Below are 11,862 nucleotides of genomic sequence, written 5' to 3'. Positions count from 1 at the left end.
AGCATTCTAAAAACAATTTTTTATTATTGAAGATCAAGGCAGTATACGGGCTTCAAAGTGGCTGCCGAATTTATTAGGAATCCTGAAGGTCATGGCCTCATTTGAATTATTAGACGACGAACAAACCGATGGTAACGGTCAAGCCCGTTTTACTGTATTTGGTGTAGGTGGTGGTGGTGGTAATGCCGTTCAGCACATGGTGCAATCGGATATTAAAGGTGTAAAATTTGTTTGTGCCAATACAGACAAACAGGCACTTGATCGTATGAACGCACCTTTTAAAATTCAGTTAGGTGAGCAAGGTACACGTGGTCTTGGTGCAGGTGCCAATCCTGATGTAGGTCAAATGGCTGCAGAAGAAAGTCGTGAACAAATCCGTCAGCACTTAGAAGGTGCGGATATGGTATTTGTAACAGCAGGAATGGGTGGTGGTACGGGTACTGGTGCTGCACCTGTTGTTGCTGAAATTGCCAAAGAAATGGGTATTTTGACTGTAGGTGTTGTAACGACACCATTTAACTTCGAAGGTCGTCGTCGTCAACGTTCCGCTGAAAAAGGCATTGATGAACTTGAACAGCATGTTGATTCTTTGATTATCATTCCAAATCAACGCTTACTAAGCGTTTATGGTGATATTTCAATGCAAGATGCTTACCGTAAAGCAGATGATGTTCTGTTAAATGCAGTACGTAGTATCTTCGATCTTGTTGTTCGTCCTGGTCATATTAACCTTGACTTCGCCGATTTGAAAACAGCGATGAGTACTCGTGGTTATGCGATGATGGGTGAAGGGAAGAGTAGTGGTAGTGAGCGTGCTGAAGAAGCTGCTCGCCTCGCGATTCGCAGTCCATTACTTGATAATGTTAATATTATGAATGCCAAAGGTGTTTTAATTAATATTACAGGTGGTGCTGATATTACCCTTCGTGAAACAGAAGTGATTACTGATGTTGTCAATCAAATCGTCGATTTAGATGATGGCGAAGTTTTCTTTGGTACTGTATTTGATCCTGATGCACGTGATGAAATTCGTGTGACAGTGATTGCAACAGGTCTTACACGTAATGCTAATGATGCGTCTGAAACACGCCGTAAAGTTGTCACTTCAAGCGCTTCTCAAAATTATGCGCAGCAAGCATCTACACAGCAATCAGCAGTAGATGAAGATGATCAACCAGCTATTCATAACCGTTCGAACAAAGAAGATTCATCTGCGCCTACATCAAGTGCAGCACCGCGTTCAACGCCAATGAGTATTCAGGATTATCTGAAAAATCAGCAACGTAAGTAATGCTTGAAATATGGTTTTAATGCTGTATATGAAAAAGGTAATGAGAATTCATTACCTTTTTTGATTTTTATCAATGGCTAAATGTGCTAACGTATAGCTGATTGAGGTTGAAGACCATTGAAGTATGTTGAAACAACGAACCCTGAAACGTGTCGTGAAAGCGAGCGGCATTGGACTGCATAGCGGGCAAAAAGTCTTAATTAACTTTTTACCTCATGTTGCGGATGGGGGAATTGTTTTTCGTCGAATTGATTTGAATCCACCTGTCGATATTCCTGCGGATGCAATGCTGATCCAAGAAGCATTTATGTGTTCTAATTTGGTTCAAGACAATGCCAAAGTGGGAACAATTGAACATGTCATGAGTGCTATTGCTGGACTTGGCATTGATAATTTGATTGTTGAGGTGTCGGCATCTGAGGTTCCAATTATGGATGGTAGTGCAGGTCCATTCATTTACTTACTTATGCAAGGTGAATTGGTTGAGCTAGATGCACCTAAAAAATTCATTCGTATTTTAAAACCTGTCAAAGCATTACTTGATGATAAAAAGGCTATTTTTAGTCCACATGATGGCTTTCAAATCAACTTTACAATTGATTTTGATCATCCTGCATTTGCCAAAGAATACCAATCTGCAACCATTGATTTTTCAACAGAAACATTTGTTTATGAAGTGAGTGGTGCAAGAACTTTTGGGTTTATGAAAGATTTAGATTATCTCAAAGCGAATAATTTAGCTTTGGGGGCAAGTTTAGATAATGCAGTAGGCTTAGATGACAATGGTGTCGTCAATGAAGAGGGTTTACGCTTCGCTGATGAGTTTGTACGCCATAAAATTTTGGATGCGGTAGGTGATTTATATTTGCTTGGGCACCAAGTTATTGCCCGTTTTGATGGTTATAAGTCAGGTCATGCACTCAACAACCAACTTTTACGCAATGTTAAAAGTGATCCAGATAGCTATGAAATTGTAACATTTGATAACGGGGAATTTTGCCCGATTCAATTTGTCAGTGTGACATAAGTCATTGTCTTTATATGCTAATGTTATAATATATCATGTTTTAATGTGATTTGATTCACATAATAAAATGTACTAAAAAATAATAATAGGAACTTTGTTTACTTTTTATTGCTTGCCAAACGCAGTAGAGCTTGGCTAAGCTTAGGGTCGCACACAAAACTAGCGGCATTATGTAACATTTCGCGTGTTTCTGGACTAATTTGTTTGTCAGTTTTAATAGGTTTCTGTTCTGGTTGTGACCGTGGTCTTAATCGAACTTGAAGTTTATTTAAATCTTTCAGACCATCAAGTTGTGCCAAATGAGAAATATACTGTTTTTGAAGATAACCGAGCTGACTAATCATGGCTTGATTTTCTCCGGTTAGGGTCAATATACCGTATTGATAACAGACAATCTGCCATTGTTCCGGTTGGGGCAAAAGCGGTTGAATTAATTTAGTAAGTTTTTGCCATTCGGCGACTTGCTTTGTAAGAAACGACAAGTTTCCTGTTTTTATGTGCTGTCTTGTTTGTTGGAAGACATTTTTTGGTTCAGACATACATCGTTCCTACATGATTATGTTTTAGTCTTAAAATTTCATTCTAGTGAATATCAAGGAAGAGATCACACAAGAAGCTTAATTAAGGACAGTTTAAGAGGTTTTTTATGCATTCGCGACGTATTTTATTAGCATTTTCGTTGGCAGCTTCTGCTGCATCTGTTGCTTTTGCTGACATGGTTCAGCTAGATGCAGCAAGTGGTACAAATCAAGACCGCCTAGGTGAGCTTACAAGAACTTTATCTCAAGGTTCATTTACTCACCCTGATGATATGGATATTCCTGCAAATACTAAACTTGATGTGACCATTCGTGCTTCATCTGAAAAAGTCATTGAATTGAACAACGACTCTATTGCTAAAAAATATGGTTCAGCTGCATCAGTTTCTACTCCACGTTATAGTGGTAGTTCATCGCCATATTCATGGTTGGTGACACATCCTTTACCTGATTTAAAGCGTGTTAGCTCAAATTATGGTGGTCGTACCATGGGTGGTCGTGCTGAAAACCATTCAGGTTTAGATATGTCTGCGCCAAGTGGTACGCCAATTTATGCGACAGGTCCTGGTATTGTGACTAAGTCAGGTTGGGGTACAGGTTATGGTCAATATGTTGAAATTAATCATGGTAATGGTTACCTCACTCGTTATGCACATGCATCACGTCTGATTGCTCGTGTTGGTGATCAAGTGAAAGCAGGTGAGCAAATTGCCAATGTAGGTTGTACTGGTCGTTGTACTGGTCCTCATTTACATTATGAAGTAGTGAAAGATGGTCAACGCAAAAATCCATCAACTTATTTAGCAATGTTGCCATAATTGCGTTGTAAGGGAATATGGTTGTTTTAATAACAAACAGTTAAGTATCATCAAAATTGTATAAAAACCGCCAAAATTGGCGGTTTTTTGTTATTTTGCGTAAATAAAAGTCATTAAGTATTTAGTTCCTAAATAGTGGTGCTACTTCACATTCATCTGTAACGATAACTTGATTGGTGATAATCATGGTACATATAGAACATGGTTATTTAAGAAAAAGGAACAGGTGAATTATGGCGTACTATGCTGATACAGACGCTCAAGAGACACAGGAATGGCAAGAAGCCTTTGATTCAGTTTTGAAGCATATGGGTACAGATCGTGCCGCTTTTTTATTAGAAAAATTATATCAACAAGCGATCGCGAAGCATGTTCCTATTCAGCGACTGAATACTCCTTATCTCAATACGATTTCTGTTGAAGAGTCTCCTGCAATGCCGGGTGATCAAGACATGGAACGTCGTATTCGTGCATTGATTCGTTGGAATGCCTTGGCAATGGTTCTTCGTGCCAATAAAACAGGTGATGATTTAGGTGGTCACTTGGCAAGCTTTGCATCTTCAGCAACGTTATATGATGTTGGTTTTAACCACTTCTTCCGTGCCAATAGCGATAGCTTTGGCGGTGACATGATTTATTATCAAGGTCACTGTGCGCCAGGTATTTACGCACGTTCTTATCTTGAAGGACGTTTGACTGAAGATCAGCTCAACAACTTCCGCCGTGAAGTGAATGGTAATGGACTATCAAGCTATCCGCATCCGTATTTGATGCCTGATTATTGGCAGTTCCCAACGGTATCGATGGGTTTGGGTCCAATCATGTCGATTTATCAAGCGCATATTCAAAAGTACTTGATGAATCGTAGTTTGATTAAAGAAGAAGACCGTAAAGTCTGGGCTTATCTAGGCGATGGTGAAATGGATGAGCCTGAAAGCTTAGGTGCTATTTCACTTGCTGGTCGTGAAAAGTTAGACAACCTGATTTGGGTTGTAAACTGTAACTTACAACGACTTGATGGTCCTGTACGTGGTAACGGTAAAATCATTCAAGAGCTTGAGTCAATTTTCCGTGGTGCAGGCTGGCGCGTGATTAAAGTAGTTTGGGGTCGTCATTGGGATTCACTGCTTGATAAAGACACTACAGGTGCATTAAAAGCACGTATGGAAGAAGCCGTTGATGGTGATTATCAGCGTTATCAAGTGAAGGGTGGCGCGTATACTCGTGAAAAATTCTTCGGTAAATATCCTGAAGCAGAAGAATTGGTTAAAGGTTTAAGCGATGAAGACATCGACAACTTAAACCGTGGTGGTCACGATCCGTATAAAGTCTATGCAGCCTATGCCGCAGCAATGACTAGTAATGGTCAACCCACTGTAATCTTAGCGAAAACAGTGAAAGGTTATGGTTTGTCTGATGAAATTGAAGCGGTGAATAAAACGCATCAAATCAAAAAAATGCAGATTGACTCTTTAAGATATGTACGTGATCGTTTCAATTTGCCATTTAGCGATGAGCAATTGGAAGAAGTGCCACTTTATCGTCCAAGTGAAAATTCTCCTGAATTGAAATATTTGAAAGCACGCCGTGAAAGTTTAGGTGGCTATTTGCCTGCACGTCGTAAAGATAGTGAAGCACTGCCAATTCCTGAACTGTCAATTTTTGATGGTGTGTTGAAAGGCAGTGGCGATAAAGAGCAATCAACGACAATGGTGATGGTGCGTTTAATCGCGACATTACTGAAAGATAAAGCCATTAAAGATCGTGTTGTACCAATTGTTCCAGATGAAGCGCGTACTTTTGGTTTAGAAGGTATGTTCCGTCAGTTGGGTATTTATGCCGCACATGGTCAAAAATATACACCTGAAGACCAAGAACAGCTAATGAATTATCGTGAAGCTAAAGATGGTCACATGCTCAATGAAGGCATTAACGAAGCAGGTGCGATGAGTGCTTGGACTGCGTTGGGTACAAGTTATTCAACCAATAATTTGCCAATGATTCCAATGTACATGTATTACTCAATGTTTGGTTTCCAACGTATTGGCGATTTGGCATGGGCGGCAGGTGATTCTCAAGCACAAGGTTTCTTGTTAGGTGCAACAGCAGGACGTACTACACTAAACGGTGAAGGTTTACAGCATCAAGATGGTCATTCTCACATCTTGGCAAATACTATTCCAAACTGTGTGGCTTATGATCCTTGCTTTGGCTATGAACTAGCAGTAATCGTGCATGATGGCTTGAAACGCATGTATGTTGATCAAGAACGTGTGTTCTATTACTTAACCGTAATGAACGAAAACTACGAACATCCTGAAATGCCACAAGGTGCGGAAGAAGGCATTAAACGTGGTATGTATCAGTTTGAAAAAGATGAAAAAGCCACTGTTCAGTTACTTGGTTCAGGCGTGATCTTACGTGAAGTGATCAAAGCTGCGAAAATTTTACGTGATGAATATCAAATCCATTCTAATGTTTGGAGCGTAACAAGCTTCAATGAATTGGCTCGCGAAGGTATGGCTGTTGAAGAATACAACCGCTTGCATCCACTTGAAGATGGCAAAGAAGCATGGGTATCTCAGCAATTGCGTGGTACAGATGGCATTGTGGTATCTGCAACAGACCATGTACGTGCATATAGCGAACAAATCCGCGCCTATCTACCAGATAGCCGTCCATTCGTAGCATTAGGTACAGATGGTTATGGTCGTTCAGATACACGTGGCACGCTACGTAGTTACTTTGGTGTCGATGCTGCACATATTGTTGTCGCAACATTGAAAAAATTGGCGGATGAAGGCGAAGTAGATGCACGTTTGGTGAAAGATGCAATTTCATCATTTGAATTGGATGTTGATCGTCCAGTGGCATGGTTACCACAAGCGCATCCAACGACTCAAGATGTTGCGCCTTATGCTGAACCAACTGAGGAGAAATAATGATGCAAATTAAGACTCCTGACATTGGTGTCGATAAAGCCACCGTTGCAGAAATTATGGTTAAAGTGGGCGATACGATTGCTGTCGATGACAGTATTGTGTTGCTTGAATCGGACAAAGCCTCTGTTGAAGTGCCTAGCACTTCGGCAGGTGTAGTGAAAAGTATTTCGGTTGCTGAAGGTGATTCAGTTTCAGAAGGTGCTGTCTTGATTGAAGTTGAATCAGCAGATTCAGTTCAAACTAATGAAGCGCCTGTACCAACAGAAGCTCAAAAAGTTGAAGCTGTACAAGCCGCGCCTGTTGCCCAAGCCAATACAGTACCAAGTCAATCAACTGAAACATCAGCACAAACAAAAGCACAAACTATCGAAGTGAAAGTGCCTGATATTGGTGTTGAAAAAGCATTGGTTGGCGAGATTCTTGTTCAAGTTGGCGATAGCATTGCTGTAGATGACAGTATTGTTGTGGTTGAATCAGACAAAGCAACGGTTGAAGTGCCAAGCACAGTTGCAGGCATCGTTGAATCAGTGATTGTTAAAGAAGGTGATTCAGTCAAAGAAGGCGTTGTCCTGATTACTGTGAAAACTGAAGTGGTGGAAGCGGTTGTTTCTGACTCTGTAAGTTCAGTCACACCGTCAGAAGCGGTTCAACCTGTTGCTGAAAAAACAGCAGTTGTGGCGACCAAGACTCAAGCAGGTCCTATTGAAGTGGTTGTACCTGATTTAGGTGTTGATAAAGCAACGATTTCAGAAATTTTAGTCAGCGTGGGTGACACAGTCGAAAAAGACCAAAGTCTATGTGTTGCTGAATCTGACAAAGCGTCGGTTGAAGTTCCAAGTACAGTTGCTGGTGTTGTAAAAGCTATTCATGTCGAGTTAAACCAAGCGGTGAAACAAGGCATGGCTTTGGTAACAATTGAAGCACAAACAAGTGAAGTTAAAGCACCACAAGTGCAGACTACACAAGCATCGCAAGTAACTGCACCTGCGAAACCTGTAGCACCTCAAGCGCAAACTGTGAAAGCGAATGCGCAAGTTGCACCTGTAGCGAATGGCGATAAATTGAGTTCTGCTCAACAGGCTGAAAATGCCAAAGTCTATGCGGGTCCTGCGGTACGTAAACTTGCACGTGAATTAGGTGTGGTTCTGTCACAAGTACAAGCATCGGGTGTACATGATCGTGTCGTGAAAGATGATGTTTTTGCTTATGTAAAAACCAAATTGACTGCGCCACAAGTTGCTCCACAAGCGACTGCACCTGCTGTTGCATCAGGTTTACCATCATTACCAGACTTTAGCTCATTTGGTGGTGGTGAAGTCGCACCAATGACACGTTTACAGCAAGTGTCTGTACCACAATTGTCATTGAATAACTTCATTCCACAAGTGACTCAGTTTGATCATGCGGATATTACTGAACTTGAAGCATGGCGTGGCGAGCTGAAAGATGGCTTTAAAAAGCAAGGTGTAAGCCTGACTATTTTGGCATTTATTGCGAAAGCTGTGGCATTCTTGTTGAAAGAAGAGCCTTATTTTGCAGGGCATCTGGCTGATGATCAAAAAGGCGTACTGTTGCGTAACGAAATCCATATAGGTATTGCAGTGGCGACGCCTGATGGTTTGACTGTGCCTGTATTGCGTAACCCTGATCAAAAGTCGATTAAGCAAATTGCAATTGAGTTAGGTCAGTTGAGTCAAAAAGCGCGTGATAAGAAATTATCACCAAAAGATTTACAAGGTGCGAATTTTACCATTACGAGCCTTGGCTCAATTGGTGGTACTGCATTTACACCCCTTGTGAATTGGCCTCAAGTTGCGATTTTAGGGATTTCACCTGCAACTATGCAACCTGTTTGGAATGGTAAAGATTTTGATCCACGCTTGATGTTACCGTTGTCATTGTCTTATGACCATCGTGTAATTAATGGTGCAGATGCAGCTCGCTTTACCAATAAACTCAGCAAGCTTTTGGCTGATATTCGTAATATTTTGCTGTAAATAGTATTTTAATCTTGTTAAAAATCTCGTTTCGGCGAGATTTTTTTTAACTTAGATTATTATTTAAATACAAAAAATGCCTAGCATTTTCTGTATATCAAATAAAGTCAGCCAACTTCTTACTCTTATCATAAAGTTCTAGAGCTGAGTCAGGATTAAGGTTCCAAATTTTTGGCATCTCAATATTGGGAAAGGCTACATTCCATTGTATTTTTTTTAGTTGTTCAAATCGTTTGAAATCTTTTAAGAATATATTCCAAAATTTTTGATAATGTTCAATTGATGTAAGGTCTGCTTTGTTATAACCATGCGTTGTATTATTGGTTGCTTTAAAATCAAAACCAATCAATATGATATGTTGTGGCTTAAATAAGTGAGCAAGCACTAAGGCTTGCAAGCCACAATTATTCCCTGTAATCATGGTGGGTAATGTAAACAATTCATGATGGTTCTCGTAGTGACTTGTAGATAAACGTGTCACATTTGAAGGGTAGCTAAGGGTACTGCCTAAACCACAGCCAGTAATGAGATCACCTTTAAATTGCTGTTCTAGTTTTATTTGGTATTGTTGCCACCAGTTGTAATCGCTGTGATGTGCAATCCGAGCATTTGGAAAGAGTTGAAATGCTTGATTACAACAAATAATGAAATGATCTGAATGTTGTAAAGATAAAAGGTCGATTTTCTTTAAAGATGGTCCGCCACCAATGATGAAAATTAATTTAGGTTTCTGATATTGTTGTAAATAGTATCTGAAATTATCACTCATAGCTGATGTCTTAATATTTTTATTTATTTAAAATTAGTGTGCAATTATCTTGGAATATTGTAAACTAATTAAACTTCATTGGGGAGTAGCCGCTATTTACGTTCTGTAAATAGGTGATGGTCAACATAATTGCTCAACAGAGCATGGTCATCATAGCAAAGAACCAATTTGACTCAATATTTGTAAATTCAAATATTTAGTTTCTTTTGTTGGCAAGACCTTTGATTTATCACTCTGCATTTCATGCAGTGCTTTTTGCACACATGATACTTGGCTAGCAGGAGGGATAAGTCATCGGTATATATTTGCTAGCCAGAGAATCCTTATGCAAGAACTCCTTTCTTCAACTGTGATTGTTGCCCTCGCTGAAATGGGTGATAAAACACAGCTTCTCGCTTTACTCCTTGCTGCACGTTTTCGTAAACCTGTTCCAATTATTGCTGCCATTCTAATCGCAACTTTGATTAATCATGGTCTTTCTGCTGTTCTTGGTCAGTGGATTACGCAATTATTCAACCCTGATATTTTAGTATGGGTACTTGCTATTGGTTTTATTGCTATGGCAGGTTGGATGCTCATTCCCGATGAGTTAGATGATGAAACCGACAGTATTAATAAATGGCAAAAATTCGGTGTTTTTGGTGCCACATTCATTTTATTTTTTCTCGCAGAAATTGGTGATAAAACTCAAATAGCCACCGTTGCATTGGCTGCTAAATATGACAGCATTATTCTCGTTACCATAGGTACAACCTTGGGTATGCTGATTGCAAACGTGCCTGCGGTCTTTGTTGGTGACAAGTTTGCAAGCCGTCTACCAATTTCACTGATTCATAAAATAGGTGCAGCCATTTTCTTGGTGATTGGCGTAAGTGTTTTAGTGCAACATTATTATTTTTAAATTCATTCGCCTTGTTACTAATCCCGTCAATTGGCGGGATTTGTTTTTGAGTATTCATGTAATTATTATCAAAATATTATTGTATATTTGTTGTAACTTTAAAGAAATCCTTATATGTTGTATGGAATAAATAAATTTTTAATTTTTAAAATATTTCGGGGTTTTTTTAATGTCATTGGATCGTACTACATCGCAGGTATTGTTTGATAATGGAGTGCATAAGTGCATTAGTTTTACCAGTCTTGTGAAAGGCGAAGGTGTTCAAGCAAATCAATTTTTAATTGTCAATAATGACCGTGCAGCAGTGATCGATCCAGGTGGTGATTTGACTTATGTGCCGTTGACGATGGAACTCAATAAATACACTCGTTTGGCAAATTTAGATTATGTGATTGCATCGCATCAAGACCCCGATATTATTACTTCTATGCCACGTTGGTTGGTATATACCGATGCCAAAGTCGTAGCATCGAAATTGTGGGCACGTTTTTTACCGCATTTGAACTCAGCATTTATGAGTGATCGAATGAAAGGTGGTTGGTTGGAGCGTTTGATTGAACTACCAGACCAAGGTGATTCTATTTATTTAGGCAAAACACGTATTATTGCTGTGCCTGCGCATTTTTTGCATTCGGTTGGTAATTTTCAATTTTATGATCCAATTTCGAAAATTTTATTTTCAGGCGATATGGGTGCTTCAATGGTGGCGGATGCTTCGACGCCAATTACGGATTTCGTTACTCATATTCCTAAAATGAAGGGTTTTCATCAGCGTTATATGTGTACCAATCGTGTGATCCGTCTTTGGGTCAATATGGTACGTGGTATGGATATTGAAATGATCGTACCGCAGCACGGCACACCATTTGTAGGTAAAGCACAGATAACTGAGTTTTTAGATTGGATTGAAAATTTACAATGTGGTGTCGATTTGATGGATCAAACAGTTTTTACTTGTCCGCAATAAAATAAACATCTACGTTCAAAAAAAATATTGAGTTTATACGCATTTTTTTTTACGATTTACGTTGCCAAAATCCACTTTAAACCTCTTTCATTGTATTTGATGAAGGAGGTTTTTTTGACTACGAGAATTTTAAAAAAATGTTGTCACAAATAATTGCACAGGATGCGTGTTTAACTTGCGGGGCCTGTTGCGCCTTCTTCAGAGTTTCATTTTATTGGGCAGAAGGGGAAGGTATGCCAGAAGAGGCTGTTGAAGCAATAACGCCTGTATATTCGTGTATGAAAGGAACCAATCAAAAAAATCCACGTTGTATTATGTTGTCAGGTGAAATTGGTCAGCAGGTTAGTTGTACCATGTACGCACAACGCAGTTCTTCATGTAAGGACGTACAAGCGGGCGATGAGCAGTGTCATAAAGCACGGGCAGGATATGGATTAATCCCATTGATTGAGATTGAACCTGCATATCCAAGTAATGACGAAGACTATGACCAAGTGGTTTAAACTGGATTGAATGGTCTGAGAATAAAGATTAGATAATTTAAGTTAGATTTAAAGTCGATTGTTCAGATAAAAATGTATACAGGTCTGATGTTGAGTTGAATATTTGAC

The 11,862-nt window shown here is 39.5% G+C and carries 10 protein-coding genes and 1 riboswitch; of the genes, 8 read left to right on the top strand and 2 right to left on the bottom strand.

All coding sequences use genetic code 11. The features are described from left to right. The first annotated feature begins 91 nt into the window (after positions 1-91). Both ftsZ and lpxC read left to right on the top strand, forming a co-directional pair. Positions 92-1,291 carry a cell division protein FtsZ gene (gene ftsZ, locus FW754_RS06060; RefSeq protein WP_446324120.1) on the top strand — a complete coding sequence of 400 codons (1,200 nt, stop codon included), beginning with the start codon at positions 92-94 and terminating at the stop codon, positions 1,289-1,291. A 124-nt stretch (positions 1,292-1,415) separates the two neighbouring features. Further along, on the top strand, positions 1,416-2,318 hold the full coding sequence (gene lpxC / locus FW754_RS06055) for a UDP-3-O-acyl-N-acetylglucosamine deacetylase (RefSeq protein WP_409510696.1): 903 nt from the start codon (positions 1,416-1,418) through the stop codon (positions 2,316-2,318). A 98-nt stretch (positions 2,319-2,416) separates the two neighbouring features. On the opposite strand, the gene FW754_RS06050 is transcribed toward lpxC, so the two are convergent. Further along, the gene (locus tag FW754_RS06050) at positions 2,417-2,857 is read right to left on the bottom strand and encodes a DUF721 domain-containing protein (protein WP_409510697.1); all 441 of its coding nucleotides are present in this window, start codon (positions 2,855-2,857) and stop codon (positions 2,417-2,419) included. 107 nt (positions 2,858-2,964) lie between these two features. On the opposite strand from FW754_RS06050, the gene FW754_RS06045 reads away from it, so the two are divergent. The 3 genes from FW754_RS06045 (at position 2,965) to FW754_RS06035 (ending at position 8,614) form a co-directional block, all read left to right on the top strand. Then, on the top strand, positions 2,965-3,675 hold the full coding sequence (locus FW754_RS06045; protein WP_409510698.1) for a M23 family metallopeptidase: 711 nt from the start codon (positions 2,965-2,967) through the stop codon (positions 3,673-3,675). Positions 3,676-3,908: 233 nt separating this feature from the next. Beyond that, positions 3,909-6,617, top strand: a complete 2,709-nt coding sequence (gene aceE / locus FW754_RS06040) for a pyruvate dehydrogenase (acetyl-transferring), homodimeric type (protein WP_446324119.1) — start codon at positions 3,909-3,911, stop codon at positions 6,615-6,617. A gap of 2 nt (positions 6,618-6,619) precedes the next feature. Continuing rightward, positions 6,620-8,614, top strand: coding sequence for a 2-oxo acid dehydrogenase subunit E2 (locus tag FW754_RS06035; RefSeq protein WP_446324118.1), 1,995 nt, complete (start codon positions 6,620-6,622; stop codon positions 8,612-8,614). 97 nt (positions 8,615-8,711) lie between these two features. Here the strand turns inward: FW754_RS06035 and FW754_RS06030 are convergent, their stop codons facing one another. Next, positions 8,712-9,383, bottom strand: a complete 672-nt coding sequence (locus tag FW754_RS06030; protein ID WP_446324117.1) for a methyltransferase type 11 — start codon at positions 9,381-9,383, stop codon at positions 8,712-8,714. A gap of 68 nt (positions 9,384-9,451) precedes the next feature. Then, positions 9,452-9,610, top strand: a riboswitch (yybP-ykoY riboswitch). 98 nt (positions 9,611-9,708) lie between these two features. Here FW754_RS06030 and FW754_RS06025 point away from each other — a divergent pair. From FW754_RS06025 to FW754_RS06015, 3 genes are all read left to right on the top strand, one after another. Next, positions 9,709-10,284 (top strand): TMEM165/GDT1 family protein, encoded by a 576-nt coding sequence (locus FW754_RS06025; protein WP_446324116.1) that lies wholly within the window; start codon positions 9,709-9,711, stop codon positions 10,282-10,284. Between the two features lie 169 nt (positions 10,285-10,453). Then, complete coding sequence (locus FW754_RS06020; RefSeq protein WP_409510703.1) at positions 10,454-11,251, top strand: MBL fold metallo-hydrolase; 798 nt, start codon at positions 10,454-10,456, stop codon at positions 11,249-11,251. A 137-nt stretch (positions 11,252-11,388) separates the two neighbouring features. After that, positions 11,389-11,754 (top strand): YkgJ family cysteine cluster protein, encoded by a 366-nt coding sequence (locus tag FW754_RS06015; protein ID WP_419346182.1) that lies wholly within the window; start codon positions 11,389-11,391, stop codon positions 11,752-11,754. Positions 11,755-11,862 lie beyond the last annotated feature (108 nt).

Source organism: Acinetobacter sp. 1207_04 (assembly GCF_052850415.1).
This window is presented reverse-complemented; position numbering and strand designations above follow the sequence as displayed.

Coding starts and splice junctions, on each gene's coding strand:
- ftsZ (WP_446324120.1), top strand. CDS start 92: ATGGCCTCATTTGAATTATTAGACGACGAACAAACCGATGGTAACGGT.
- lpxC (WP_409510696.1), top strand. CDS start 1,416: ATGTTGAAACAACGAACCCTGAAACGTGTCGTGAAAGCGAGCGGCATT.
- FW754_RS06050 (WP_409510697.1), bottom strand. CDS start 2,857: ATGTCTGAACCAAAAAATGTCTTCCAACAAACAAGACAGCACATAAAA.
- FW754_RS06045 (WP_409510698.1), top strand. CDS start 2,965: ATGCATTCGCGACGTATTTTATTAGCATTTTCGTTGGCAGCTTCTGCT.
- aceE (WP_446324119.1), top strand. CDS start 3,909: ATGGCGTACTATGCTGATACAGACGCTCAAGAGACACAGGAATGGCAA.
- FW754_RS06035 (WP_446324118.1), top strand. CDS start 6,620: ATGCAAATTAAGACTCCTGACATTGGTGTCGATAAAGCCACCGTTGCA.
- FW754_RS06030 (WP_446324117.1), bottom strand. CDS start 9,383: ATGAGTGATAATTTCAGATACTATTTACAACAATATCAGAAACCTAAA.
- FW754_RS06025 (WP_446324116.1), top strand. CDS start 9,709: ATGCAAGAACTCCTTTCTTCAACTGTGATTGTTGCCCTCGCTGAAATG.
- FW754_RS06020 (WP_409510703.1), top strand. CDS start 10,454: ATGTCATTGGATCGTACTACATCGCAGGTATTGTTTGATAATGGAGTG.
- FW754_RS06015 (WP_419346182.1), top strand. CDS start 11,389: ATGTTGTCACAAATAATTGCACAGGATGCGTGTTTAACTTGCGGGGCC.